At 58.0% G+C, this 25,613-nt stretch carries 22 protein-coding genes; 9 read left to right on the forward strand and 13 right to left on the reverse strand.

Translation table 11 applies throughout. The features are described 5' to 3' along the window. The first annotated feature begins 11 nt into the window (after positions 1-11). Entirely contained in the window at positions 12-494 is a 483-nt protein-coding gene (locus tag Q0Y21_RS07560) for a hypothetical protein (RefSeq protein WP_297793303.1), read from the forward strand. Here the strand turns inward: Q0Y21_RS07560 and Q0Y21_RS07565 are convergent. Then, a complete protein-coding gene (locus Q0Y21_RS07565) occupies positions 451-1,725 on the reverse strand; it encodes a methyltransferase (RefSeq protein WP_297793305.1) in 1,275 nt (424 codons plus the stop codon). The genes Q0Y21_RS07560 and Q0Y21_RS07565 overlap by 44 nt on opposite strands. Between Q0Y21_RS07565 and Q0Y21_RS07570 the strand changes: the two genes are divergently transcribed. Further along, complete coding sequence (locus tag Q0Y21_RS07570) at positions 1,724-2,431, forward strand: tRNA/rRNA methyltransferase (protein ID WP_297793307.1); 708 nt, start codon at positions 1,724-1,726, stop codon at positions 2,429-2,431. The two genes, Q0Y21_RS07565 and Q0Y21_RS07570, sit on opposite strands and share 2 nt — an antisense overlap. On the opposite strand, the gene Q0Y21_RS07575 is transcribed toward Q0Y21_RS07570, so the two are convergent. After that, the gene (locus Q0Y21_RS07575) at positions 2,432-3,703 is read right to left on the reverse strand and encodes a D-amino acid dehydrogenase (RefSeq protein ID WP_297793308.1); all 1,272 of its coding nucleotides are present in this window, start codon (positions 3,701-3,703) and stop codon (positions 2,432-2,434) included. It abuts the gene before it with no gap. A gap of 18 nt (positions 3,704-3,721) precedes the next feature. Then, positions 3,722-4,552 (reverse strand): polyphosphate kinase, encoded by an 831-nt coding sequence (locus Q0Y21_RS07580; RefSeq protein WP_297793310.1) that lies wholly within the window; start codon positions 4,550-4,552, stop codon positions 3,722-3,724. A gap of 129 nt (positions 4,553-4,681) precedes the next feature. Between Q0Y21_RS07580 and Q0Y21_RS07585 the strand changes: the two genes are divergently transcribed. Next, on the forward strand, positions 4,682-5,503 hold the full coding sequence (locus Q0Y21_RS07585; protein ID WP_297793312.1) for a TatD family hydrolase: 822 nt from the start codon (positions 4,682-4,684) through the stop codon (positions 5,501-5,503). Between the two features lie 37 nt (positions 5,504-5,540). Continuing rightward, positions 5,541-7,103: a Na/Pi cotransporter family protein gene (locus tag Q0Y21_RS07590; protein ID WP_297793314.1), complete on the forward strand. Its 1,563-nt coding sequence runs from the start codon at positions 5,541-5,543 to the stop codon at positions 7,101-7,103. On the opposite strand, the gene Q0Y21_RS07595 is transcribed toward Q0Y21_RS07590, so the two are convergent. The 6 genes from Q0Y21_RS07595 to Q0Y21_RS07620 form a co-directional block, all read right to left on the reverse strand. Then, entirely contained in the window at positions 7,092-8,000 is a 909-nt protein-coding gene (locus Q0Y21_RS07595; protein ID WP_297793317.1) for a LysO family transporter, read from the reverse strand. The genes Q0Y21_RS07590 and Q0Y21_RS07595 overlap by 12 nt on opposite strands. A gap of 31 nt (positions 8,001-8,031) precedes the next feature. Then, the gene (locus Q0Y21_RS07600) at positions 8,032-8,403 is read right to left on the reverse strand and encodes a hypothetical protein (RefSeq protein WP_297793320.1); all 372 of its coding nucleotides are present in this window, start codon (positions 8,401-8,403) and stop codon (positions 8,032-8,034) included. A gap of 18 nt (positions 8,404-8,421) precedes the next feature. Then, positions 8,422-8,742 (reverse strand): DUF2288 domain-containing protein, encoded by a 321-nt coding sequence (locus tag Q0Y21_RS07605; RefSeq protein ID WP_297793323.1) that lies wholly within the window; start codon positions 8,740-8,742, stop codon positions 8,422-8,424. A gap of 99 nt (positions 8,743-8,841) precedes the next feature. Beyond that, entirely contained in the window at positions 8,842-9,240 is a 399-nt protein-coding gene (locus Q0Y21_RS07610) for a response regulator (RefSeq protein ID WP_297793326.1), read from the reverse strand. Beyond that, on the reverse strand, positions 9,233-10,360 hold the full coding sequence (locus Q0Y21_RS07615; RefSeq protein WP_297793328.1) for a response regulator: 1,128 nt from the start codon (positions 10,358-10,360) through the stop codon (positions 9,233-9,235). The genes Q0Y21_RS07610 and Q0Y21_RS07615 overlap by 8 nt, the downstream gene beginning before the upstream one ends. 16 nt (positions 10,361-10,376) lie before the next feature. Next, the gene (locus tag Q0Y21_RS07620) at positions 10,377-12,083 is read right to left on the reverse strand and encodes a diguanylate cyclase (protein WP_297793331.1); all 1,707 of its coding nucleotides are present in this window, start codon (positions 12,081-12,083) and stop codon (positions 10,377-10,379) included. Positions 12,084-12,144: 61 nt separating this feature from the next. On the opposite strand from Q0Y21_RS07620, the gene Q0Y21_RS07625 reads away from it, so the two are divergent. From Q0Y21_RS07625 to Q0Y21_RS07635, 3 genes are read left to right on the forward strand one after another with little or no spacing between them, the layout of a single operon-like run. Beyond that, the gene (locus tag Q0Y21_RS07625) at positions 12,145-14,001 is read left to right on the forward strand and encodes an ATP-binding protein (RefSeq protein WP_297793334.1); all 1,857 of its coding nucleotides are present in this window, start codon (positions 12,145-12,147) and stop codon (positions 13,999-14,001) included. Further along, positions 13,998-16,010 carry an ATP-binding protein gene (locus tag Q0Y21_RS07630; protein ID WP_297793337.1) on the forward strand — a complete coding sequence of 671 codons (2,013 nt, stop codon included), beginning with the start codon at positions 13,998-14,000 and terminating at the stop codon, positions 16,008-16,010. Before Q0Y21_RS07625 ends, Q0Y21_RS07630 begins: the two co-directional genes overlap by 4 nt. Further along, a complete protein-coding gene (locus Q0Y21_RS07635) occupies positions 16,007-17,944 on the forward strand; it encodes an ATP-binding protein (RefSeq protein WP_297793339.1) in 1,938 nt (645 codons plus the stop codon). The genes Q0Y21_RS07630 and Q0Y21_RS07635 overlap by 4 nt, the downstream gene beginning before the upstream one ends. Positions 17,945-18,007: 63 nt before the next feature. Here Q0Y21_RS07635 and acnA read toward each other — a convergent pair whose 3' ends face one another. After that, a complete protein-coding gene (gene acnA, locus Q0Y21_RS07640; RefSeq protein WP_297793342.1) occupies positions 18,008-20,764 on the reverse strand; it encodes an aconitate hydratase AcnA in 2,757 nt (918 codons plus the stop codon). A gap of 300 nt (positions 20,765-21,064) precedes the next feature. On the opposite strand from acnA, the gene Q0Y21_RS07645 reads away from it, so the two are divergent. Beyond that, a complete protein-coding gene (locus tag Q0Y21_RS07645; RefSeq protein WP_297793345.1) occupies positions 21,065-22,519 on the forward strand; it encodes a hypothetical protein in 1,455 nt (484 codons plus the stop codon). Between the two features lie 145 nt (positions 22,520-22,664). Here Q0Y21_RS07645 and Q0Y21_RS07650 read toward each other — a convergent pair whose 3' ends face one another. After that, positions 22,665-24,113 (reverse strand): rhomboid family intramembrane serine protease, encoded by a 1,449-nt coding sequence (locus Q0Y21_RS07650; RefSeq protein ID WP_297793348.1) that lies wholly within the window; start codon positions 24,111-24,113, stop codon positions 22,665-22,667. Between the two features lie 268 nt (positions 24,114-24,381). Here Q0Y21_RS07650 and Q0Y21_RS07655 point away from each other — a divergent pair, with 268 nt between their 5' ends. Beyond that, on the forward strand, positions 24,382-24,822 hold the full coding sequence (locus Q0Y21_RS07655) for an OmpA family protein (protein ID WP_297793350.1): 441 nt from the start codon (positions 24,382-24,384) through the stop codon (positions 24,820-24,822). A gap of 61 nt (positions 24,823-24,883) precedes the next feature. Here the strand turns inward: Q0Y21_RS07655 and Q0Y21_RS07660 are convergent, their stop codons facing one another. Together Q0Y21_RS07660 and Q0Y21_RS07665 are read right to left on the reverse strand one after the other, a co-directional pair. Beyond that, positions 24,884-25,285, reverse strand: a complete 402-nt coding sequence (locus Q0Y21_RS07660; RefSeq protein WP_297793353.1) for an MAPEG family protein — start codon at positions 25,283-25,285, stop codon at positions 24,884-24,886. A 2-nt stretch (positions 25,286-25,287) separates the two neighbouring features. After that, positions 25,288-25,530, reverse strand: coding sequence for a GlsB/YeaQ/YmgE family stress response membrane protein (locus tag Q0Y21_RS07665; protein ID WP_127334016.1), 243 nt, complete (start codon positions 25,528-25,530; stop codon positions 25,288-25,290). Positions 25,531-25,613: the final 83 nt, after the last annotated feature.

Below are 25,613 nucleotides of genomic sequence, written 5' to 3' on the forward strand. Positions count from 1 at the left end.
AGGAAAGTCCCATGACCCCCTTCCGGTTTCTGTTCTTGGCATCCTTGGCGCTGTCCACAGCCACTCAGGCTCAGATTTATCGCTGTAACACCGATACCGGCCCCAGCTTTTCCGACCAGCCCTGCAGCGACAATGCTGAAACGATCACCATCAGAGACAACCACATTGGCGGCAACTTTGCCGACAACCTGCCACCAGAACCGAACACCACAGAGGAAACGGAGGACAGGCAACAGTCTTCCAGTACCCAGGATGAAAGCACCTGCCGCTTCATCAATTCAACCGATCTGCGCACCTACCTGACCCGCAACCAGGTGGTGAAAGGCATGACCAAAGACCACGTACTGAGGGCCTTTGGACGCCCGCCCGAAACCTACCCGACACCACAGGAAACCTGGGTGTACCACACCCGATACTATGGCGCGTTGTACGAGCTGACCTACGTGTACTTCAAGGATGGCTGTGTGGAGCAAGTGGAGTACCGCAAGCCCTGACGGCGTCGACCAGAATATTACGGGGGGTCAACGCACGGTCACAGAAAGTCCCCACCATGACCTGATACCCCTGTTCTTCCAGAAACAGCGCATAATCCAGCACCATCCAGAGTTCCAGTGGCCGACGAAACAGGTGGCGTACCAGGTCGTGGCGACGCACCTGCGATAATCGCCGCTCACCAAAACGCTGCCAATGGTGAAAATCGATCCCTGCCGGCAATGCCACCCCTCTCTTTTCCGCAGCCCAGCGACAGAAGGTCTCAAAATCCGCACCCGCCAGCCGCGCCGGATGCGAGGGCACTGGCAAGTAATCATCCACGCCGCGCAGAGCCCGCTGCAATCCATCAAACCCCAGGCGCCAACCGCTGATGCGCGCGGTTTCCGCCCTCACCCGCGCCGGCGCGGTCACCGTTTCCTGAACCGCCAGCCGCAATTCATTGCGGTTCAGCGCCAGCGCCTCGCCGCAGGCCCTGGCGCGATCCGACATCGGTCGGTAGTCCGCCGTGGCCGTCAGGTGATAACAGCACGGAGAGAAGCTCACCCTGGCTGCGCTGTGTTCGGAAGCCTTGCGAATCAACCGTCGGTGCAAATCCCCGCAGGCGTGAAGCGCCACACCGTGAACGCTCTCAGACAGGGTGAGGTCCGGGGCCATCACATCCTGGCGATGCAGGGTAACATCGTCATTGAAGCGGCGAACCAGACGGTTGCCATCCATCACCAGTGCGTCATTCCACTCCAACCCTGTGACTGGCGCGGGGCTTTGTGCCGCAAGTGTTCGGGCAAGATGCCCCTTTCCGCAGCACCAGTCGAGCACCGGGTGAGCCAGGGGCTGGACGGCGGCGGCGAACGCACCGGCCTGCAGACGCTTGCGCCCGGGCATATCGGTGGCACGGGTTTCCGGCAGGGTGCTGGCCGCCACAATTTCCTGCTGATCGGTCATTGGCGGCAGCGTCACCAGCGATTGTCTTTCGCCGAGCGATGGCAGGAATTCGCTCAGCCGCTCCGCCAGCCGTTCCGGGTGCTCGTCAAAGAGCTTACAGGCACGGTCACTGAGCCCTTCGATATAACGGGCAAGCTCAGGGTACTGCACCGTCCAGTCAGGCCGCGGATCAGTAAACGGCGCCGTTCGCCACAGTGCCTGATGCGCTGACAGCCACTGGTTGAGTTGCTGCCAGTGCTTGTAAACACTTTCTGCCGGGTCGTGTAAACTCGCCGCCGGAGGTATTGTCATGCAACTGGCCTTTGTACTTGTTGAACCCAAGGTTCCCGAAAATGTCGGAGCGGCTGCCCGTGCCCTGTGCACCATGGGCTTTGGCGAGCTCTGGCTGGTCAACTCCGACCTGCACACCCGCCCGGAAGCCCACTGGCTGGCCCATGGCAGCGATCATATTCTGGATAATGCGCGCATTTTCCCTGATCTGGCGGCGGTAAGAAACTCCGTAGACCTGCTGATGGGTACATCCGCCAAACCCCGGCACCAGCGTCAGGACTGGCACGAGCCCTCGCGGTTGCGGGCGGTGCTGGCCAGCAAGGGCTCCTCGGTGGCCACGGCAGCTCTGGTGTTCGGCCGGGAGGATCGGGGGCTGTCCAATGAGGAACTGGCGTTGTGTGATCTGCTGACCGGCATCCCCATGAAGGTAGCCTATCCCTCCCTGAACCTTGCCCAGTCGGTGATGCTGTATGCCTGGGAAATGTCCGGGCTTTCCGTCTCCACCACATCCGAAAAAGAATCGGAGTCCAGCACCGCCCGGCTTGGCGCCCTCAGGCAGCGGCTGGAGACGTTATTGCCGACCCTGGACACGCCGGCCGAGGGGAAATTGTCCCATTGGGTTTTCCAGCGGTTGCCATTGCTTACTGACCGGGATATCGGATTCGTTCATACCTTGTGCGGCAACATAGAGCGCGCAGTCGCTGCGAAGAAGAGCCGCACTGACTGATCACTCCGCGAATCGTCCAGGCCGGAATGCATCAAGACAAACTGCCGGCTCCTCTCCCTCAATGACCTGAGCAATCACATCGGCACTGCCGGCTGACAGAGTCCAGCCGAAGGTGCCATGACCAGTATTCAGGTACAGGTTCTTTCTGGGACCCCGACCGATGATGGCTGGGCCATCCGGAGTCATGGGGCGGAAGCCGGTCCAGCTTTCGGCGGCATTCAGGTCGGCACATCCCGGAAAACGGGATTCCACGGATTTGCGAATCGTCGCCAGTCTGGCCTCGGGGATATCTCGGTTGAAATCCGTCAATTCCAGGAATCCGGTAGCCCGCAAACGATCACCCAGGCGGGTGGAGACGACTTTGAAGTTATCATCATGGATCGTGGAAGCTGGCGCGCGATCCGGGTCTTTCAAGGGCACAGTGAGGCTGTAGCCCTTGACCGGGTATATCGGCAGGTCGAGTCCCAGAGGTTTCACCAGATGATTGGACCAACAGCCGGCACAGATCACGAAAGCGTCAGCCTCAAGGGTTTCCAGTAGCCCGCCCTCTCTGCGCAGGGTAATGGCCCTGACCCTGTGATCGCCGGCAATCAGATCTTCCGCCTCCACGTTGTAGCGGATCGTCACACCGTTTGCCTCACACGCTTTCGCCAGTTCCCGGGAGAACAGATGGCTATCACCTGTGCCGTCAGAGTCGTAGCTCAGGGCGCCATACAGCGGGCCGTCCCCAATCATCCCCGGCTCCGCATCCCGGACCTGATCCGGGGTCAGCAGACGGGAGGGAATCCCCAGCTCACTCAGCAGGTCGTGCGTGGCCCGATAACCTTCCATGGCGTCCGGTGTGCTGGCCAAGTGGAGCAAACCCTGGTGGCCACCGTCGAATGCCAGATCCAGCTCTTTCTCAAGGGTGAGAAAACGTTCCCGGCTATGCATGCCCAACCGTAACATCGCACGCCGGTTCAGACCGAACAGTCCCGGAGACCAGGCATAGCGCAGGGTGGCGAACATGAACTTGAGTGCCTCCACAGAGGGTGGCACCCGCAATTTCAGGGGGCCGTCCTGTTTGAACAGCCAGGGCAGCGCCTTGAACACCATAGCGGGATCCGCCCAGGGATAGACCACACCGTAGGAGCGCTGGGCAGCGTTGCCCTTGCTGGTTTCATTTCCGGCAATTCCGTGGCGCTCCAACACGGTGACCTGATGGCCCCTGCGATTCAGTTCATGGGCGGTGGTCATACCCACTACACCGCCACCGACAACAACAATATGCATGCGGCCTCTCCGTTTTGTTTATTCCACGCCATTCCTCGCCAACAGGCGTCGGTACTCTTCAAGCACGCCCTTGTCTTCCTGCGGATACTCCGGTGCGAGCTTCTGTAACAGCTCCGCCAGTAGTGCTGCCACTATTGCGCGGGCCTGGGGTTTTCGATCCCCGGGCACGATAAACCAGGGTGCGTCCTCCGTGTGGGTCGCCGCCAGGGCCTCTTCAGCATACGCCTCATACTGGTGACGCTTCTCCCAACCCTCAATATCGGACCGATCGAACTTCCAGCGCTTGCGGGGCTTGTCGAGCCGCTTGAGCAGACGCTCACGATGTTCATCCTCAGACAGGTTCAGCCAGATCTTGATCAGTGTGGTGCCCTCGTCCACCAGATGGCTCTCGAAATTGCGGATGGATCGGTACCGGTTGGTCCAGTTATAGCTTGCAGGCTGATGAACCGGCCAAACCCGCTCGGCAATCACCGCCTCGTGGTGACTGCGATTAAACGCCACCATTTCACCGAACGCAGGCAGTAGCGGCGTGACCCGCCAGAGAAAATCGTGACGTGCGTCAGCACCCCGGGGCCGGCTGAACGACCAGGCATGAAATCCGGCAGGGTCCGCGTAGGTGGCCAGGGTGCGAATCAGGCTATCCTTGCCACTGGTATCCGGCCCATGCACAACCAACAGTAGGGCCCTGGCCTGGTTCGCCCACAAGCGGCGCTGGTACTCGCCGATTTTCTCCAGACTGGCTTCCAGCCCGGGCAGTGAAGCGTCATCCTCCTGTAGAGTCGGGTAATCCCGAAAACGGGGGGTCGCCGGGTCAAACAGGAAGGAACGGGCAAACGCCGATCGTGTCATCAAGATACTCCGGGTAACAGCCTATCAATGCTATACAGGTCAACAATCGCACAAGCTGGTAAACTTACCTGATCAAACTTTCAGAATAGCAGCCAAATTTCTGGTTGCGATGGAGTGTAGTACCTGGCAATGAGTAAAAAACGTCGCGAGATTCCCGTATTTGATCATCCGATCATCGAAACACACTGCCACCTGGATTACCTGAAGGATCACCCGCTGGAGGAGATTCTGGAGCAGGCACGGCGGGTCAATATCGAGAAAGTGATCACCATTGCCGTGTCACCGGACAACCTCGCCCGAGTCCGGGAGCTCAGTCAGATTGCACCCTGGGTGTATGGCACACAGGGCATTCATCCCCATGAAGCAGAAAGCTACACCGATGCGGCGGAAGCTGAAATCCGGACCCACGCCGGCGACGACAAGATCGTTGCCATAGGGGAAATCGGGCTGGATTACTTCTATGACAACGCCGACCGGGAGGTTCAGCGACAGGTGTTCCGGCGTCAGCTCCAGATCGCCTGTGATACTGACCGCCCCGTGGTTATTCACAGCCGCGAAGCAGACGATGACACCATTGCCATACTTGGTGAATTCGAGGACACCCTGACCCGTCGCGGTGTGATTCACAGCTTCACCTCCGGCCCGGGACTTGCCCGCTATGCTCTGGATCAGGGCTGGTGCCTGGGATTCAATGGCATCACCACCTTCAACAAAGCGGAAAATGTACGGGACATCGTGCGTATGGCGCCCATTGAGCAGATCCTACTGGAGACCGATGCGCCGTTCCTGACCCCCGTGCCCTACCGCGGACGTGAGAATGCGCCGTGTTACATTCCGTTTGTGGCCGAAAAAATCGCCGAGGTGAAGGAATTACCCCTGTCGGAAGTACTTGCCCACACTTATCAGAACAGCCTGAGGACATTCTTTCCCGAGCTGACGCGGGCTGCCTGACACTGCGGCTACGCCCACCCAAAGGAGCTGAGTGGCCATGGAACTGATGTTCACTGCGCTTGGTGGGCTGGCACTCTTTCTGCTGGCCATGCAGATGATGACCGATGGTCTGAAGGGGTTTGCCGGTCAGCAGCTCCGGCATTTGCTGGGCCATTGGACACGCACACCGTTACGTGGCCTGGGTGCGGGGCTGCTCATCACCGGCATTGTTCAGTCATCCAGCGCGGTGACGGTGGCCACTATCGGGTTCGTCAACGCTGGCCTGCTCAACCTTGGTCAGGCACTGGGCGTGATCTTTGGTGCCAATGTTGGCACAACCATGACCGGCTGGCTGGTCAGCCTGGTGGGTTTTGGCTTCAGGATTGAGGCGTTTGCCTTACCGGTCCTTGCCGTCGGCGTGGCGATCAAGCTCACGTCGTCACAACACAAAATACGCTCCCTGGGCCAGGCACTGACGGGGTTTGCGCTGTTTTTCCTGGGCTTATCTTTACTGAAGGACGCACTGGGTGGCTTTACCGATAGCCTGGGGAACGGCGCATTACTGGCCAATGACTATCATTGGCTGATTTTTGTGGGCATCGGGTTCATTGCCACCGTACTGACCCAATCCTCCAGTGCGGCACTGGCGGTCGTCCTGACCGCCGCTGCAAGCCAGTTATTGTCACTGGATGACGCCGCGGCCGCAGTCATCGGCGCCAACCTGGGCACCACCTCAACCGCCGCCCTATCCGTTATCAAGGCTACCGCCAATGCCAGGCGGCTGGCAGTCGGGCACATCCTGTTCAATGGCGTGACCGCGCTGATTGCCATGATGATCCTGCCCATCATGCTGTGGTTTGTGGCCGTCCTGGCAGACCTCCTGAACCTTGAAGCTAACGCCGCCGTGTCTCTGGCTCTGTTCCACACCCTGTTCAATGTGCTGGGCGCGGTCATTGTTCTGCCCTTTGTGCCACAAATGACTCGTCTGCTGGGACGATTTTTCCGCAGCGCTGAGGAAGACAGTGCTCACCCCCGGCATCTGGACGATACCCTGACATCCACGCCAGATCTGGCGGTAGCGGCGGTAAACGCCGAAATCCATCGTCTGCGGGAACTGGTTTACGGCGTCGTCCGCGCAGCGCTGGATCGTGAAGGCTTGCAGGCAGCCCAACTTGAACCAAAAACCGAGGCCATCAACCGGCTTAATCTGGCAATCTACGACTATATAATGCGCTTGCGCGGTGAATCCATGTCACCGCCCCTGGTGGAGGAACTGACGCGATGCGTGCGGCGGTGCCGCTATTTGGATGAGGCCACCCGACTGGCGCCCAATATTGTCGAACTGAAGATTGCAACGATGCAGTTACAGAACGCCCGGCTCACGGAAGATCTCGATAGCTATATTGAGCACATTCGACAGCTGATAGCGGATGACAGCAGCCAAGTTGACATTCTTGTTCCTCTCGAAACCCGCTACCAGGCGCTGAAATCCGACATACTGACGATGGCGGTACGACAGGGTCTGTCCATAGAAAACTCGGGGCAAATACTGGATATACTGAGTGCCGTCAGGCGCCTCACCGGCCAATGGGTAAAATCCACGCCCCCATTACCCCAGTGAGAGAAACACGCCCATCAGCACCGGCGACAGGAATGACAATACGAAACCGGAGGCAATTGCCACCGGCACACAGGTCAGCCCACCACTACTGCGTATGACCGGAAGGGTGAAATCCATGGCGGTGGCGCCACCGTAGCCAATCGCCATGGCGGGACGACGGACAATCAGCAACGGAATAATGGCCAGCGCGATGATTTCCCGGATCACGTCGTTGAGGAAAGCCACCCCGCCCCAGGCCGGCCCCAGAGCCTCGCCGATAACAATGCCCGACAGCGAATACCAACCGAAGCCGGAGGCCAACGCCAGGGCGTCATGCCAGGCCAGATCTATCCAGGGCACTAGGGCCAGACCCGCAATCAGTGAACTGCCGGCCATGGCAAGGGAGATACCCAGTCCCTGGCGATTCAACAGCAACTTACGCAGCGATAGTCCAGCATTGCGCAACTGAAGCCCGATCAGGAACAACAGCAACATCAGTGACCAGGTCGCCAGGTCTTCCGCCATTGGCAGGTCGGGCAAGACAAAATACCCCGCTAGCATGCCAGCGGCAACGGCAGCCAGCGGCTTAAGGCCTGCCAGGAAGAGGCGCCGATAGCCTGGTCGGGATGAATTTCCGTTGGTAACCACGTCCATCGGTTGCCAGCGGTGAAAGAACCACAATCCTGCCAGGTTCGCCAGCAACAGCACGACCACCAGTGCCGCCACCTGAATGGCCATATTGCCCAGTTGCTGGGCAAGACCCTCCATCTGCCCAAGACCAAGGCCCAGCAGCGCAAGGATGAAGTACACCAGGCCTTCCACGGTGTAGTGAATCGCGGTCATTAACCGGCGGTTTCCCAGGGCCAGGGCAAACCCCAGAAACAACGGGGCAAGAATCAGCAATGCACCGGTTAACATGACGTCCTCAAAATAGAAGAAATGGAGAGGTTCAGCCGATAGGTTCGTACTGATCGGGATCAAAGAGGCAGCTGCCGTCTCTGGCCGCCCTGTCGGTGCGAATGGTGCGGGCGAGACGCTGAGCCGGAACCGACCAGACCACATGATCCTCTGGCCGTGGTATATAATCGTTTTCCAGCAGCGCACCGGCTACGGCGCGAAGCACCGCTTCGGCCTGGCCAATACTGCGATATGGTCCCTGACAACGGTGTTTTTCCGGCTGACCGGATTGCGAGCCGCTCAGAGCCACCAGTGCCCAGATCTCTTCCCCCACGGGCTTCAGAAACAGTTCTACCCGCCGCCCGTCACGAACCATCACCAGTGCCCTCAAGGGGCCGCGACCATGAAAATAGTGGAGCTTCACGCTACCCACCCAGGCCCGTCAGTGGAGATCATTGCCGGACCGGTCCTGAACCAACACCCAGGGCGCTACAACAACGGCCCAGAGTTCGGCGTTACGATCATACCAGGCCTGCGCCATATTAGGCGGCACGTCCCCTATCCGGTCCTCTTTCATCCACCGCTCAAAGCGCTCCTTGTTGTCGGCGGCGAGTTCCGCGGCAACATCCAGCAAGTCCAGATCGGGACCAACGCGGACCACATGCCCTCGAGCGTAGTAGGTTTGCAGGTCATGCCAGTTTATCAGGGAGGTTTCCAGGTTCAGTTTGGTAAGCAGTTCGTCCCGGGAAAGATCGGCAGGCATGGTGCATCTCCAGAAAGTGCCAGATTGACAGAAGAGTCTACCAGCTTACCGGAAATTGGCTCTTCAGGCAGCACCCTCACGTCAGGATCTGCATGTGATTCAATCCCCAATATTTGCCCAAATACCACGTATCTGGTCCGCAAGCCCCATGGGGTCAAACGGCTTGGGAATGACATCAACCGCTCCCAGCTTTTTGTAGTAGGCCACCTCGTCACTCTGAACTTTTGCCGTCATGAAAATGACGGGGGTATCCGCCAGGGCAGGGATCGACATCAGGGCCTCAAACGTTGACGGACCGTCCATTCCCGGCATCATGACATCCAGCAGGATGAGGTCGGGACTAAAGTCCGGCCCTTCGCGAAGGGCCTGCTGCCCCGAAGCGCAGCTCTTGAGGGTAAAACCACCCACGGACTCCAGGGCCAGTTCCGCCACTGCACGAATATCCTCTTCGTCTTCGACATACAGAATTTTCTGTAGTACAGCCTCGCGCTTACTCATCGTGATCCAACCCCAGCCGCCTTTCCAATCTTTGACACTCAGGGGAGTTCTGCTCGCCTCGCGCCCGCAGAGCGGCGGTACGCATAACCAGCGCCGATTCGCTGGTTGTGTCCCTGGTCAGCATGTGGACAGCACCTACCAGGTTGCGCAACTGAATCGGCAGACGCCACTGCACTTTCAGCCGATTGCCGTATGCCTGCGCCCACGTCTTCAGCCCGCTTTCAATCTGTTCATCCGTGAGCGTTCCACCACCGTCAACGTATTGCTGCATGACCTTTAAAACTGCCAGTTCACCAATCCGACTGAGCAACCCTGCGCTGTGAAACTCGGACGGGTCCAAGCGCAGATGACCGGCTAGCTGACGAGCTTCACTGGCCACTTTTTCAACCATCTCAATGAAACTTTTTGCCCTGGTGGCCAGCCGTTGTTCCTGTAAGTGGCTGGACACATCCAGCGACAGGGCCAGCGCATGTTGCAAAGCCATGTCCACGCCAATGGTGCCAATCGCGCTGCGGATATTGCCAACAGGCTGACCGCTTTTCTGAAAAGAGGCACTGTTGGCCACATCCAGGATGCGGGTCACCAGTGCCACTTCACTCGACCAAAGCTCAACGAGTTCTACTGGTGAAAGTGCCTGTTTTCGTTCCATCAACTCCAGCACGGACGCAGTATCAATCGAAGTAGGAAGCTGGATTACAGCATCGACGGAGGCTTCCAGTAGCCGGTCGAGGTCAGGTTCGGCGTCCCGGGCAATCGCTTCCGGGCTGATCAGTACCGCCAACCTCTGGCGGACCAACTCGACACTGAAAGGTTTGGTGATGTAGCCGTTGATACCGTAATGAGCCGCTGCCACGACGGAATCCCGGTCAGAACGGCCCGAAATCATGATCAGGGGCGTACTGTCATCCTCTTTGCGGACCGTTTTGACCAGATCAAGTCCGGAACCATCCGGCAGATTCCAGTCCAGAAGGATCAGATCCGCTCCCTGTTTCAACCACTGTTCCGTGGCCACACTGACATTATCCAGAACGGAAATGCTGGCGGACGGGAAAAGACCGGCAACGATCGTCTCCAGCAGGTCTGCCAACGGCCTGTCATCTTCGAGAATCAGTATCTTCATGGGTATCGACCATGTGTCATGGGTGCGGATGCCAGGCGGTGATTCCGTCACGGCCTGCCTTTTTCCGCCAATACAATGCCTCATCGGCAGCATTCAACGCGTCACTCGCTGTCTTGAACGCACTGAGCTCTGCAACCCCGCCACTCAATGTCACCGAAATGTCCCCCTCATTGGTTGCAAACTGGATCTCCGAGAAGCCGTCACCAATCTTGCCCAGGACATCAATTGCCGTATTGGCGGTGCAATTGGGCAATACCACGACAAACTCCTCTCCCCCATATCGTCCGATTAAGTCAGTTGAACGCAAACGGTGTCTGAGAAGATTCGCAAGCGCCTTTATGACATGATCACCGGTACCATGACCATAACGGTCATTGACCCGTTTAAAATGATCCAGGTCGATCATAGCCACGGTCGAGACATGCCCCATACGCAGACAGCGGGCATGCTCCCTCTCAATTTCCTGCTTGATGACAGAATGCTTCAACAAGCCGGTCAGGCTGTCACGAATAACCAGCTGATTGAGCTGTCTGGCCCGATAACACCGCACCTGAACCGCACGGACAAGGTAATCATCGGAAACAGGCTTGGTCATGAACTCATCCCCGCCCTGGGCCAGCGCATCAAGCTGAACCGTCCAGTCTTTTTCCGAGGACAGGTAGATAATCGGCAGACCTAGCCATTCCGGCTCGAAGCGAATCAGCTTCGCAACGGTGACTCCGGAGTAGCGTCCCATCCGAACGTCCAGGAGCATGATATCCGGACGACATTCAGCAAGCGCCATAATGACCTTCTCGGGATCGCTGATGACGTGCACATCAAACCCGGCTCCCTGAAGTACCAACTGATAGTGTTTCGCCAGGTCTTCGTCGTCATCCAGAATCAACACCTTGCCGGGAACAGCCTTGCTTCGCTCGTCAATCAGACGCTCGATCCGCTCCGCCAGTAAGGGCACATCCAAAGGCTCCGAAAACAGCGCATCAGCGCCCATTTCCGCCAGGGTATACCGGCTATCAAAGTCGTTATGGTTACCAGTGCAGATCAGCGGCGGGGAGTTAATGCCATACTGCCTTTTGAGAAGTTGGAGTGCGCTGGCGATACTGGCAACCGCCTCTTCACTGGTAATCACGGCCAGTGACCCGGCACACACCTCACCGCTCAGGTTCAACAGCTCCGACACATCCACCCTGTCGACCGTGAAGCCATGGTTTGTCAGGGAATGTTCCAGAAACACACTGACAGGATTCGGCAGGTCGCAAAGAAAAACCGTGATGGCGGCTTCCGAAGGCGCCAAAACGGGTTCCGCGGGCGCGACATCGACACTCTCACGAGACTTGTTGTCCGCCTGTTCCAGAAATGTTCGCAATTGACGGGCGCGGCTGAAAAACTCTGGCGTCAGGACTTCTTCCAGAGCAAGTGTCCGGCCGGTTCCCGCTGCGACGCCTGGACCAGGTTCAATCAGTGGCTTCAGGGATTGCTCCAGTTGTCGCGCCTCCGAGCCCAACGCCCCCAGGCCGAAGGTGCCGGCTGAGCCGGCCAGCCGATGCAACAGGTGGTACGTTGTCTTTACGACGGCTCTGCGCTCCTCTTTGCTGGCCTCCTTGTCGGCTATACGTGAGAGGAATTCTTCAAGCTGGTTCATATCCCTGACGGCTTTCTGCCGAAAACTCTGGCGCAAGCTATCAAGCTTTACTGCAATCTCCGCCGATGAATCCTTCGCCATTCCAAACCCCGACAATAAGCACTGAACTATGCCTGATATTCTACGGCAATTTCAGCTAGTCTTGACGACATATAACAAGATCATGGCCTACTCAGCGATGTCCCTATTGAAACTCACAGGTTCCCTCTCTCTTGGCAGCCGTGTTGCCCTGATAATTCTGGGTAGCAGCCTGGTTACGGTGCTTGTGATTGTCAGCATAGCCTATCAGGCTCTGGTGGATGACTTTGAAGATCTTCTCACCCAGCGCCAGGCCCTGGAAACTACCCGTATGGCCGAACGCGTCGACCAGAAGATCGAACTCCGGCTCAATGCGCTGACCGCCTTTGCTTCCCAATTGCCCGATGGCGATAGCCTACCACCGGCCCCGAAGCTGCAGGCGGCACTCAAGCGCCAGTCAAAGCTGCGGGAACTGTTTCCTGCCAGCCTTCTGGTTTTCGATGACCAGGCCCGAGCCATTGCCGAGAACATCCCGGTTGAAGGCAGAATTGGCACCAGCTATCTGGATCGCGCCCATTTCAGGAGAGCACTTGAAACACGTCAGCCGCTTGTCAGCAAGCCGATTGTCGGCAGGGTCACCGGTAAGCCACTGTTATCATTTCTTGCGCCCATATTATCCGATAAGGGAGACCTGCTCGGCTTTGCCGGCGGGACCCTGGATCTGACCGAAACATCCCTGCTGCCGGAACTGAACTCCCGCAACGGCGTTTCCGCAGGCGTGACGCAACGCATCATTGATACCGAGAACTTCCTCCAGGTGGATTCCGGCAGCGGCTCCCAGGACATTCTGCCGCTGCCAAACCCCGGCGAAGATAACCTCATCGACGCAGCCCTGTCCGGCATCACTTTTGGCCAGGTGATCGACGATCAGGGTGAACTTCTCATCTATGCCGCTCATCATCTGCAGAGACTGGGCTGGATGTTTGTGCGGGCGGTCCCCTATGGCCGGGCAACGGTTCCGGCCCGTGAATCCTTCTCACGCTTCGCCATCATCGCCCTGTTGGTCGCACTGATTCTGGCGATCATCAGCTATATCCTGGCGCGGGGAACCATGTCGCCACTGGACCGGATGACCGCCCGCGTTCAGCGAATGTCAGCACAACCGGATTCCGCATTCCGACTCCGGGAGGTCGGAACCGCGGAGGTCAGGAACCTAGCCAGGGCTTTCAATCAGTTACTGGCAGAACGGGAAGCACTGGCCAACATGAAAGATCATTTCATGTCTTCTGTCAGTCATGAGCTACGGACGCCTCTGACCTCGATGAACGGCGCTCTGCGCCTCATCGCCTCCGGTGCCACCGGCAGGCTCGATGAAAACACGCAGAAGATGGCCAACCTTGCGCTCAGAAACGGGGAGCGCCTGCAGTTACTGATTTCCGACCTGCTGGACCTCAACAAGTTGTCCGAAGGCAGCATGAAAACCGAGATCTGTGCTACCCGACTCGCGCCTGTCGTGTCGGAAGCGATTGGGGACAATGCCACCATGGCCGCAGACAACGGGGTCACGCTCACCTGCAAGGTGGCGGAGGACCTGACCTGCCTAGCGGACAGCCATCGCCTGCGCCAGGTTCTGGATAACTACATCAGCAATGCCATCAAGTTCTCGCCGGTAGACGGGAGCGTGTCAGTCAGCGCCGGGAAAACCGCTTCCTCACGGGTCAGAATCACCGTCAGTGATCAGGGCCCGGGGGTTCCGGAGACCTTTTCAGGGGAAGTGTTCAAGCGCTTCGCCCAGGCAGAAACCGGCACCACACGGTCCATTAAAGGGACCGGTCTCGGGCTGGCGATCTGTTATGAGCTGGCGAAGTTAATGAACGGCAGCGTGGGCTATTACAACGACAATGGCGCTCATTTCTGGATCGAATTACCGACGCCCGAGACACCGGTCACAGAGTCAACACAGACGGAGGCCCAAGGATGAGTAGATCCGCGAAGGGAGTGCCAGAGGGTTCTCCGCAGGCGCCTGCCTCGGAGGTCATGCAAAGCCTGGAAAGGCAGAACACGGCGCTCGCCATTCTCAACGAACTGGCGGTTGAAACTCCGGGGACCCTGGATCAGAGAATTAACAGGGCCCTGGAACTCGGCAAACAGCACCTGTCACTCGACGTCGGTATCGTCAGCGAAATAACCAGCCACGTCTATACCGTCCGATGGTTTCACGCCCCCGCCGAATCCGGCCTGCAATCCGGCACCGCCTTTCCGGTAGAAAAGACCTACTGCGCGCTGTTGCTTGGGCAGGGAGAGAACCTTGCCATTAACCATATGGGCCAATCGGAGTTTCAGCACCACCTCTGCTACAAAGAATTCGGACTCGAAAGCTACATCGCTGCCCCGATTGAGGTGGACAACCGACTGTTCGGCACGCTCAACTTCTCCTCCGGCAGCCCGAGGGAGGTCGCTTTCACCGAGGCCGACCGAATGTTTGTCGTATTGATGGCCCGATGGATTGCCAGCCTCCTCCAGCAACATTCCCACGAGAACACCCTGAGGAAGTTGCTCGAAAACGTTCCCGGCATGATTTATCAATACCGTGCGTTTCCCGATGGCCGATCCTCGTTTCCCTACGCCAGCGAGGGCATCCGGCACGTGTACAACGTCAGCCCGGAATCCGCAAGATCGGATGCCAGCGCAGTGTTCGATGCCATCCACCCCGAGGACCGGTCACGGGTGGCGGAATCCATCAGGCACTCAGAAAGCACGCTCCAGATCTGGAACCATCAGTATCGGGTCAAAAACTCGGCTCAGGTATGGAAATGGGTGGAAGGACGCGCCACCCCCGAGCGCCTGCCGGATGGCAGCACCATCTGGCACGGGTTTATTGCCGACATTGACGACAAGAAACGGGTCACCCTGGCGCTGGAGGAAAGCGAACAACAGCTGAGGGCCCTGTTCGAGCTGTCACCCATCGGCATTGCACTGAGTGACTATGTTACCGGTCGTCCCATTGATGCCAATCAGGCACTGGTGGAAAATACCGATTATACACGCGATGAATTCATCAACCTCGATTACTGGGATTATACCCCCCGCGAATTCGCACCCTTGCGGGATCAGGCCATTCGTGAGCTTCAGACATTGGGGCGTTTTGGTCCCTTTGAACAGGAAGTGATACGGAGAGATGGCACTCGTTACCCGGTCAGGATGCAGGGCGTCCTTGTGGAGAGCAAGTCCGGTCAGTCGCTGCTCTGGTCCCTGGTTGAGGACATTTCCGAGCGCAAGAAAGTGGACCGGATGAAGAACGAATTCATCTCCACCGTCAGCCATGAACTTCGCACACCCTTAACGTCTCTCGCCGGGTCACTCGGTCTGGTGGTCAGTGGCTCCCTGGGTGAGCTCCCCGAGCAACTCCACCGGATGATCTCGATCGCATTCAGGAACAGCAATCAGCTGAAACACCTGATCGACGACCTGCTCGACATGGAGAAGCTCGTCTCCGGACAGATGACCATGGACCTGGAGAGGCAGCCGGTTTCCCCCGCGATTGAAGAGAGCATCGAGAGCCTTGAGACATACGCCGTTGATCGCGCTGTCACGGTGACTTTTGAGAACAACCTCCCGGACCTTGCCGCCAGTTTCGACCGCCAGCGGCTTGGCCAGGCTCTGGGCAACCTGCTCTCGAACGCCATCAAGTTCTCTCCGGAAAAATCACAGGTGCGGGTCACAACCCTGGTCAGGCATGATCACCTTCACATCCGGGTTATTGATCAGGGTTCCGGTGTTCCAGAGAGTTTCCGGCCCCGTATATTCCAGAAGTTCGCCCAGGCCGACAGTTCAGACACCCGGGGCAAACGGGGCACCGGACTGGGGCTCGCGATTACCAAAGAAATCATGGTCCAGATGGGCGGCCGCGTGGATTTTGAATCCAGCGAGGGACAGGGCGCAACCTTCTGGCTCGAACTACCCCTGGACCAACAACCAGAAAAAAAATGACGACAACAACCCACGACCGCCGGTTTTTTCATTCGCTGATCTGGATCGCCCGACTGGGGGTGATCCTGCTGATGGTATCCGTTGCCATCATTGTCGATACCGCCAGCACCGAGAAGTTCCGCTCGGACGTGCGACAACAATGGCAGGCCCGCATCGACGACTTGAGCCTTCAGCTCCAGAGCAGAATTTTACAGAATGTCCAGACAGTGTGGGGGCTCGCGGCAAATGTGTCGGTCAACCCGCAAATCGGGGAAACGCGTTTCAGAGAGCTTGCTTCGGTTATCTTCAGGCTCGCACCCGAACTGAGAAATATCGGTCTGGCCCCGGATTTCGTCATTCGTCACATCTACCCTCTGGAAGGCAATCAGGCTGCAATCGGTCTTGATTTGACCTCGCAGAGCCTGTCCGAGGAACAGATCAACAGGCTACTGGAATCAGAACGGGCAATATTCAGCGGACCGATCAACCTCGTTCAGGGCGGACAGGGACTGGCGGCGCGTATTCCGATTTTCGAGACCGCATCCGGAGAGTTCTGGGGCGTGATCTCTGTAATACTCGACCTTCCCAGCCTTTACGAATCGGTGAACCTTGCTTCCGCCACCAGAAGCGCCGCAGCGGCATTGTCTGTGTCCGCAGATCCGGAAGACACCGCCGGCATCTTCTTCGGAACGACCGAGGCGAACTGGGAGAATCCCGTCCGAACGTCGCTGAATATGCCGGGCGCGAGCTGGACACTGTTCGCCCAGCCCGGGTCCGGCTGGCCGAATCATCCTGAATCTCCCTGGCTGATCCGCGGCACGCTGATTTTCTTCATTCTCCTGGTGACTGGCGTCACCTTCTGGCTGACCCAATTGCTGCTAAAGGACCGACAGATGCAGCAGCGCTTCTGGGGGCTGTTTGAACTCGCACCTATCGGTATCGGCCTGTACAACGCCCGACGCAGGACGCTGCTGAGGGCCAACAAAAGCTTCGAACGAATTATCGGGACCGATGCGGACTCTCTCGACTATTTCGAGATCGCTTACGACCAAAACGGAAACAGACTTCCGAATGGCCTCGGGATCATGGAGAAACTGAGCAGGAAGGTTCAGTTCAGCGGACAGGAAGGCTACCTGCCGGGACCTGAAGGGGAGCTCAGACCGGTGGTCCTGCATGGCCTGAAACTTCTCGATACATACGACCGTCGCCCCGTCATCTGGCTGATTGCCGAAGACATTTCAGAGCAGAAAAAAGCCGACCGTATGAAAAACGAGTTCATCTCCACGGTCAGCCATGAATTGCGCACACCCCTGACATCCATTTCCGGATCGCTGGGATTACTGGTGCACAACGCCGCAGGCAAACTACCGGAGAAAGCGTCCAACCTGGCCAGCATTGCGTACCGTAACAGTCAGCAACTCACGTTTCTGATCAACGACCTGCTCGACATCGAGAAGCTGGTTGCAGGCAAAATGATCTTCCAGCTGGAAGATCACCGGATTCCTGACATCGTTCAGGAGTGCGTGGAAAACATCGGAAGTTTCGCCGAAGAGCAATCAGTCAGCCTACGAGTGGATGAACTGGCCGATGTGCCGGTTCACGTTGATCGAAGACGACTGGCCCAGGCACTGGACAACCTGCTGTCCAATGCCATCAAGTTCTCTCACAGAGACTCCGAGGTGACGGTGTTCACGAAGCAGACTGACCGTACAGTGCGGATCTGCGTTCAGGATCATGGCAACGGCATTGCGCCAGAGTTTCAGGAGCTGATATTCCAGAAATTCTCTCAGGTTGATGCATCCGACCGGCGCTCGAAAGGCGGAACCGGACTGGGTCTGGCCATTACACGGGAGCTGATGACACGAATGGGGGGGCAGGTCGCCTTCGAATCAACACCCGGCAAGGGTGCCACGTTCTGGCTGGAGGTCCAGGTTGCAGGCAGACATGCGGAGTGAGTCGGAAAAGGAGCGAAGCCCGGCAGACAATGCTGCCGGACCATCACCGTCAAGCCGACGTCTTTAAGCTGACTTTAGCATCTCCCGCACCACATAGTGCAGGATGCCCCCGTGCTTGAAGTAGACCGCTTCGTTCGCTGTGTCGATCCGGGATTTCAGCTCACAACTTTCTGTTGAACCATCCTTGTATTTCACCGTCATTTTCAGGCTTTGGCCCGGTTTGATGTCACCGGACAAGCCATCAATGCTGATGGTTTCCTCACCGGTGAGCTTCAGGCTCTTGCGATCCACGCCTTCCGGGAACTGCAGAGGCATAACGCCCATACCAATCAGGTTGGAGCGGTGAATCCGTTCATAGGATTCCGCCACCACGGCTTTCACACCCAGCAGGCGGGTGCCTTTGGCGGCCCAGTCGCGACTGGAGCCGGTGCCGTATTCCTTGCCGGCGATGACCACCAGCGGCGTCCCCTGCTCCTGATACTTCATGGCGGCGTCGTAGATGGCCATTTGTTCGCCAGTGGGAACGAATTTGGTGTAACCACCTTCCACCCCATCGAGCATCTCATTCTTGATGCGGACATTGGCAAAGGTGCCGCGCATCATGACCTGGTGGTTACCCCGGCGGGAGCCGTAGGAGTTGAAATCATGGGGGTCAACCCCGTGCTCCTGCAGGTACTTGCCGGCTGGCGTATCCGGCTTGAAGGAACCGGCCGGGGAGATATGGTCCGTGGTCACGGAATCCCCCAGCAAGGCCAGGATGTTGGCGTCCTTTATGTCCTCGATGGGGTCCGGCTCCGGTCCCATGCCCTCAAAGAACGGCGGATGCTGAATGTACGTGGACTTGTCGGACCATTCATACACCTTGCTCTCCGGGAATTTGATGGCCTTCCAGGTGTCGTCGCCTTCAAAGACTTCCCCGTATTCCTTGTGGAACATGTCGGTTTTCACCTTCTCAACCGCTTCAGCAATTTCCTGCTGGCTGGGCCAGAGATCTTTCAGGTACACCGGTTTGCCATCCTTGTCGGTACCCAGGGGGTCATTGAAGAGGTCCAGCCGGACATTTCCCGCAAGGGCATAGGCCACCACCAACGGCGGTGAAGCCAGCCAGTTGGTTTTTACCAGCGGATGCACACGCCCCTCGAAGTTGCGGTTACCGGACAGAACCGAGGCCACCGTCAGGTCGCCATCGTCAATCGCTTTCTCAACCGCCTCCGGCAGCGGACCGGAGTTGCCGATACAGGTGGTGCAGCCATAACCCACCAGATTGAAGCCCAGCTTGTCCAGATCGTCCTGGAAGCCACCGACTCTCAGGTAATCGGTTACTACCTTGGAGCCCGGCGCCAGAGAGGTCTTCACCCAGGGTTTGGTTTTCAGACCCCGCGCTACCGCCTTCTGGGCAATCAGGCCGGCGGCCATCATCACGCTGGGATTGGAGGTGTTAGTGCAGGATGTGATGGCCGCAATCACCACGGCGCCCGGGTCCAGACGGGTTTTCTCGCCGTTCATTTCCATCGGCTGACTGGCGTGGTGCTCGTAGCTGTCCTCGATACCCACGGCGGTCTGCCCGCCCTCGGATTCGAGATTGGCCTCGCGACTGCCGGTCCCCTCTGCGGTTTCCATCAACAGCTCAAAGGACGCCTTCATGTTCTTCAGGGCGACCCGATCCTGAGGCCGTTTGGGGCCTGCAAGGCTAGCCTCGACTTCGCCCATATCCAGCTCCAGAGTATCGGTATACACCGGCTCGTGCCCTGGTTCGCGCCACAGCCCCTGCGCCTTGGCGTAGGCTTCCACCAGTTCGAGCTGCTCTTCCTCCCGACCGGTCAGACGCATGTATTTGATGGTCTGCTCGTCCACCGGGAAGAAACCACAGGTGGCACCGTACTCCGGCGCCATGTTGGCAATGGTCGCCCGGTCGGCCACGGGCATGTCCTTCAGGCCATCCCCGTAAAACTCGACGAACTTGCCGACAACGCCTTTCTTACGCAGCATCTCGGTGACCGTCAGCACCAGGTCCGTGGCGGTGATGCCTTCCCGCAATTTACCGGTGACCTTGAAGCCCACCACTTCCGGAATCAGCATGGACACTGGCTGCCCCAGCATCGCGGCTTCGGCTTCGATACCCCCGACACCCCAGCCGAGAATCCCCAGGCCGTTGATCATGGTGGTGTGGGAGTCGGTGCCCACCAGGGTGTCCGGGTAGGCGATGGTCTTGCCATCCTGATCCTTTTGCCACACGGTCTTGCCGAGATACTCCAGGTTAACCTGGTGACAAATGCCGGTTCCCGGCGGTACCACACGGAAATTGTCGAAGGCCTGCTGGCCCCAGCGCAGGAACTCGTACCGCTCCTGATTGCGCTCCATCTCAATGGTGACGTTGTCCTTGAAGGAAGACGCATCACCGAAGTTGTCCACCATGACCGAGTGGTCGATGACCAGATCCACCGGCGACAACGGGTTGATCATCGCCGGATCCTTACCCGCCACTTTCACCGCCTCACGCATGGCGGCGAGATCCACCACCCCCGGCACACCGGTGAAGTCCTGCATCAGTACCCGCGCCGGGCGGAACTGGATCTCGGTGTCGGATTTGCGATCCTTCATCCACTGCACCATGGCATCGATGTGACTTCGATCCACCGTGGTGTCGTCTTCGTTGCGCAGCAGGTTCTCCAGCAATACTTTCAGGGAAAAAGGTAAACGGTTGAGATCCCCGAGCGTGTCCGCTGCCTTGGGCAGGCTGTAATAATGGAAGGTTTTACCGCCAGCCTTGAGGCTGGAAAAGGTTTTCAGGCTGTCTTTACCAGGACTGTCAGTCGACATGAGATGCCTCCTTTTTCGTCGTTATCCGAACATTTCGGAAGGCTATACAGGCGCCTTTACCCCAATGTACTCCAACTGGTTTTGAATAGATTGGGGTAAATGCGCCTGTATGAGAAGTCACCTATAACTATTGCAGCGATTGGCGAGACTTCAACCACTGTTGCATGAATGCTCGTGATCACTCCGATGAATGCCACGGGCTCAAAAGCGAACAATTGTCGACCCGGTCCATTGTGGCGACGGCCAGGCTTCTGTCATTATTAGGCCCCGATCCTCTGATGGACCAGAACCAGGTTGATTGTGAAACACGATTGTCATTACCACCCGGGCGACCCTGCCAAATGGCACTGCGGCGAGTGCCAGATTCATTACTGTAGCCGCTGTATGCCAGATGCCGATAGCCGCAAACGCCAGGCCCTTTGCCCACACTGTAGCCGAGTCATGCGCTACCTTGGTGCGGCAACGGAGGCGGTGCCGTTCTGGAATCGGCTCGGGGCGTTTTTCCGTTACCCGTTCCATACCGATCCCTTGCTGGTCATCGCCATCTGCACCCTGGTACCACTGCTGACCACGCCCAACATTGTGGGGATCATCGTCACCCTGCTACTGGCCGTGGCTCTGCTGAAATACACCTATGCCGTCATCAACCACACCGCCGAAGGCCATATGAAGCCTCCGCCTCTGGCGGTCGCCTTTACCGGCAGCGGCTTTGACATTGTCATCCTGCAATTGCTGGTTTTTGCCCTGATGGGCGGGCTGGTGGGCGCGGCCGCGATGATCGGCGGGCCGCTACTGATGCTGTTGGTGCTGGCGTTTGTTGTCCTCGCCCTGCCCGCCAGCATCATGGTACTCGCCATGGAGCATTCCGTCGGCGCGGCCGTGAATCCGATGAACCTGGCGGTACTGATCTCCCGTATCGGCACCCCCTACTTCCTGCTCTACGGCTACCTGATACTGCTGACCCTGGCTTCCGGCGCCGCCCAGGACTTTGCGGTCAACCACTTCCCCCTGTGGTTCTCCCAGCCCCTGGCCGGCTTCCTGAACAGCACCTTTACGCTGATCCTGTTCCATATGCTGGGTTATCTGTTGTTCCAGTATCAGGAAGAACTGGGGTTCGCCAGCGACTTTCAGGAAACGGAGGATAAGACGCCTTCCCATAAAAAGGACCGGAGCGTCCGCCTGGATGCCGACATCGACATGAACCTCAAGGACGGCAACTACGACCGGGTTCACGCCATGCTGAAGGAAGCCCTGAAGAAGGATCCCCACAACAACCTGCGTCTTGGCCAGTTCTACCAGTTACTGGACGCCCGCAACGATACCGCCGAACTGACCCGCTACCACCCGCAACTGCTCGGGTGGCTGGCTGCCCGCAATGACGGAGACGGCATTGCCCGGCTACTGGAAACCCTGCATCGGACAGATCCCGGCTTCCGCCTCAATGATCCGGAACTGGCAGTGCAATGCGCGCGGGCGCTCTACTATCGCGGCCACTTCAAGACCCTGCTGAAACTGATGCAGGACTTCCACAAACGTTTTCCGGAAAGCAACGAACTGGCGCCGGCCTACATCCTTGTGGCACAGGCCCTGGCCAACGGCCTGAATCAGTGGGAAAAGGCCACGGCCTTTCTCAACTATGTCCAGAAACGCTGCGTGAATCACCCGGTACACGAACAGATTGCGACTTATCTCAAGCAGGCAGAAAAACGGGAGCCGTTGAAGGGCCCGAAGGCGTCGTTCCTGGTGGAAGAGTAAACAGCCGCGACCACCAGGCCGATATAGGAAAGTGTGGGGTGGGGCTTTCCAAAACCCTGCGGAGCCATGGATGGCGGAGCGGAGCGTACAGGGATGTATTCACAGCGTGTTTTGGAAAGCCCCACCCCACACTTTTCGTACACCCTCAGTTAGCCGGCAACAACTGCCGGTAGTGACGGGCCTTGGGTCCCATCTGGCGTTTCTCGAATTCTTCCACCAGTAGCCGACAAGCCTCGTCGGTCAGCAAATCATCGCCGGTGCTGCGCAAGCGCTCAAAGGCCTTTTCCGCCGCCTTCAGGTCATCATGACGCAGGCTGGTGAATAACACCCGGTTGTGATCTTCAGCGGCCAAGGGCGAATACCCTTCCCCCTTACCGAGGTATTCCTGCCAGATTTCCACCAGGCGTTCCGGTTGGCGGCGGCTGATGGTTTCGTTCATCAGTTCGCGGGTTCGATCGCGGTATTCCGGTAAGTCCGGCCGCAGTTTCGCCAGCTGATACAGGTGCTCCAGCAAAATGGGTCGATCGGGATACCGCTCCCACAAGGCTTCAAACTGCCGGCGAGCCACCTCGAACTCCATACGGCCCAGGCTGCCCATCGCCTGGGCGTAGGCGGTGGTAAAGCGCTCGTCCTGCTCTTCCTCCTCCGGTTCGAAAAACGTCTCGCGCACCTGCAGTACGCTCTTGCCCAGCAGCCACACCAGGGCCGCGCCGCCAATCAGACCACCGGCGTGGGCCATGTAGGCTATTCCGGTGGCGCCGGCGAACCAGTAATCGTAGATTTCCTTACCGAGCCAGACCGGCAGGATTGCCAACGCCGGTGCCCGAAAGTAATTGAAGTAAACGCCAATAAAGTAGAAAAAGCGGATCTTCTGCAAGCCGTAGATGGCTACGTACATCCCCATCAGCCCGGAAATGGAACCAGAGGCGCCGACCAGGGGCACCGGGCTGCCCAGGGAAAAGGCCGTAAAAACCAGCCCGGACAGGACACCACACAACAGGTACGCCAGCAGGTATCGACCGGGGCCCAGGGCTTTTTCCACAGTGAACCCCAGCAGGAACAGGAACAGAAGGTTACCGATGATATGGCCCCAGCCACCGTGCAGGAACTGATAGGTAATCAGGGTGTACAACGACAATTCCGCAGGCACCAGTCCCAGCTGATTGGAGCTGAGACGATCGATGTAGCGGGCCTGGATTGCGGTGCGCTGTTCAAGCCATTGCTGTCTCTGGGCAGGCGCCCAGAGCAATTCCCGGTTCTCCCGCATGTACTGGTAAAATTCGGGATTGACCAACAAACTGACCGCTACCCAGATCTCTTCACCGGATTCCCGCAACTGCTGGAAATCCCGCAATTCCAGGATACGCTCGGATTCACCCTGAAAACGGATCTCCCGTTGCAGGTACTCCTCATAGACCGGCGCTTCCAGTTCGGGCAAGTCGGACGCCAGGTATTCCTCAATCGCTTCTTCCATCAAGCGGTTGTCACCGCCCTGATAAAACAGGAAAACGAGCAGGCAGGTTGCAATCAGGCCCAGGGTTACCCAGGGCGGCTGTCGCCAGTTAACGGCGTTCTCGGCAGGAATAATCAGCATAGGCGGTCACAATTCATCATAATCTGTCCCTGAAACACTGCTTTTTACCACAGCATGGCCAGCTTTTCGCGCTCAAATGACAGTCAGGGTATTTCACACCCCCATTATTGGATGGCTGTCACACCATGTTCACACACATGTCATTCAATCGGGGGCAACCGGTAAGGCGTGACATGCCCGTTATCGACCATTCGCCAATTGCCGTTGGGCCCGACTAGTTAAACAATAGCCAGGAGCAGCGGTAGACCCCGGAAACAAGGACACTGACATGACCGTACTCGTACTGGACAACCCGGAATTGCTGGCAAGGGCCGCTGTGGAGGCTGGCCTTATCCTGTCTGCAGTTGAAAGCAGCCCTCGCAAGCCACACCGACTGCGTTTCCACTATGGCTTTAACAAACACACGCTGGACAGCCAGGACGTTGAGATCCTGCGCCAGCATGCGGCCTATCTGCGCCAACAGCCTGGCGTGCGCGTTCATATCCACGGTCACGCTGACAATTTCGGCGCCGAGGACTACAACGGTTTCCTGTCCCGTCTCAGGGCGACCGCCGTCGCCCGCCAACTTATGCAGGAAGGCGTGAGGGAATCCCAGATTGTCGTCAGTGGCTGGGGCAGCGCACGACCCCTGGCACGGCCGGAAGATCGGGCCGCAAACCGCCGCCTGGAGCTGGAATATCTGACCCAGGAAATGGCCGCGGCACTCTGAGGATATTTCTACAAGTGGCTGGAGGGAGAGTCAGGAAGTAACCTTCCTCCTGAGATCTCACTCAACCATAGACCTGAAACACATTCCAAAACAAAAGCAACGCCGTCACGAGGATTGCCAGCCAGGTCAGGGCCATGCCTGCCATCCTGGCCTTGTGAGTGCCACCGCGACCGTTAATCATGCCCCAGGCGTGCAGAATACGCCCGACAACGAGCGCCATACCCACCCAGTAGATCAGATGCCCGGATATGCCATTGAGCTCGGCCAGCCCCAGCATGAGCAGTCCAAGTGGCGCATACTCCACCAGGTTGGCATGGGCCCGTACCGCTGCTTCAAAATCCCGGTCATCGGTCACCCCCATACCCTTCTGGTATTTCAGGCGAAAACGCACCACGTGGGTCGACAACACCAGCAACAACAGACCGATAACGGCTGCGAATACCGCAGTAACAGGTACGATCATGCTCAGGCCTTCTTGATCGCGCTGACGATGGCCAGGAGCAAAACCGCGCCGACGGTCGCGGTCACCAGCTCACCGACAGCGCCCTGGGCCGCGAGCCCGAGCAGGCGGAAGACAAAGCCGCCAATAAAAGAGCCCACAATGCCGATACCGATATTGGCCAGCACACCAAAGCCACGGCCCTTCATGATCAGACCGGCCAGCCAGCCGGCAACACCACCGATGATCAGAAACAGAATCAGATTCATAACACGCTTCTCCCAGCCTTTCGGACGAATAGTTCAGACCCCGAAAGACTGCCCTGTTTTCTGTTCTGCTTCAAGAACATCCG

Source organism: uncultured Marinobacter sp., assembly GCF_947259545.1.
Classification (GTDB): Bacteria; Pseudomonadota; Gammaproteobacteria; order Pseudomonadales; family Oleiphilaceae; genus Marinobacter.

Bases quoted from the DNA above. Each gene is read 5' to 3' on its own strand.
- Q0Y21_RS07560 (WP_297793303.1), top strand. From the start codon at position 12: ATGACCCCCTTCCGGTTTCTGTTCTTGGCATCCTTGGCGCTGTCCACA.
- Q0Y21_RS07570 (WP_297793307.1), top strand. From the start codon at position 1,724: ATGCAACTGGCCTTTGTACTTGTTGAACCCAAGGTTCCCGAAAATGTC.
- Q0Y21_RS07565 (WP_297793305.1), bottom strand. From the start codon at position 1,725: ATGACAATACCTCCGGCGGCGAGTTTACACGACCCGGCAGAAAGTGTT.
- Q0Y21_RS07575 (WP_297793308.1), bottom strand. From the start codon at position 3,703: ATGCATATTGTTGTTGTCGGTGGCGGTGTAGTGGGTATGACCACCGCC.
- Q0Y21_RS07580 (WP_297793310.1), bottom strand. From the start codon at position 4,552: ATGACACGATCGGCGTTTGCCCGTTCCTTCCTGTTTGACCCGGCGACC.
- Q0Y21_RS07585 (WP_297793312.1), top strand. From the start codon at position 4,682: ATGAGTAAAAAACGTCGCGAGATTCCCGTATTTGATCATCCGATCATC.
- Q0Y21_RS07590 (WP_297793314.1), top strand. From the start codon at position 5,541: ATGGAACTGATGTTCACTGCGCTTGGTGGGCTGGCACTCTTTCTGCTG.
- Q0Y21_RS07595 (WP_297793317.1), bottom strand. From the start codon at position 8,000: ATGTTAACCGGTGCATTGCTGATTCTTGCCCCGTTGTTTCTGGGGTTT.
- Q0Y21_RS07605 (WP_297793323.1), bottom strand. From the start codon at position 8,742: ATGCCTGCCGATCTTTCCCGGGACGAACTGCTTACCAAACTGAACCTG.
- Q0Y21_RS07610 (WP_297793326.1), bottom strand. From the start codon at position 9,240: ATGAGTAAGCGCGAGGCTGTACTACAGAAAATTCTGTATGTCGAAGAC.
- Q0Y21_RS07615 (WP_297793328.1), bottom strand. From the start codon at position 10,360: ATGAAGATACTGATTCTCGAAGATGACAGGCCGTTGGCAGACCTGCTG.
- Q0Y21_RS07620 (WP_297793331.1), bottom strand. From the start codon at position 12,083: ATGGCGAAGGATTCATCGGCGGAGATTGCAGTAAAGCTTGATAGCTTG.
- Q0Y21_RS07630 (WP_297793337.1), top strand. From the start codon at position 13,998: ATGAGTAGATCCGCGAAGGGAGTGCCAGAGGGTTCTCCGCAGGCGCCT.
- Q0Y21_RS07635 (WP_297793339.1), top strand. From the start codon at position 16,007: ATGACGACAACAACCCACGACCGCCGGTTTTTTCATTCGCTGATCTGG.
- acnA (WP_297793342.1), bottom strand. From the start codon at position 20,764: ATGTCGACTGACAGTCCTGGTAAAGACAGCCTGAAAACCTTTTCCAGC.
- Q0Y21_RS07650 (WP_297793348.1), bottom strand. From the start codon at position 24,113: ATGCTGATTATTCCTGCCGAGAACGCCGTTAACTGGCGACAGCCGCCC.
- Q0Y21_RS07655 (WP_297793350.1), top strand. From the start codon at position 24,382: ATGACCGTACTCGTACTGGACAACCCGGAATTGCTGGCAAGGGCCGCT.
- Q0Y21_RS07660 (WP_297793353.1), bottom strand. From the start codon at position 25,285: ATGATCGTACCTGTTACTGCGGTATTCGCAGCCGTTATCGGTCTGTTG.
- Q0Y21_RS07665 (WP_127334016.1), bottom strand. From the start codon at position 25,530: ATGAATCTGATTCTGTTTCTGATCATCGGTGGTGTTGCCGGCTGGCTG.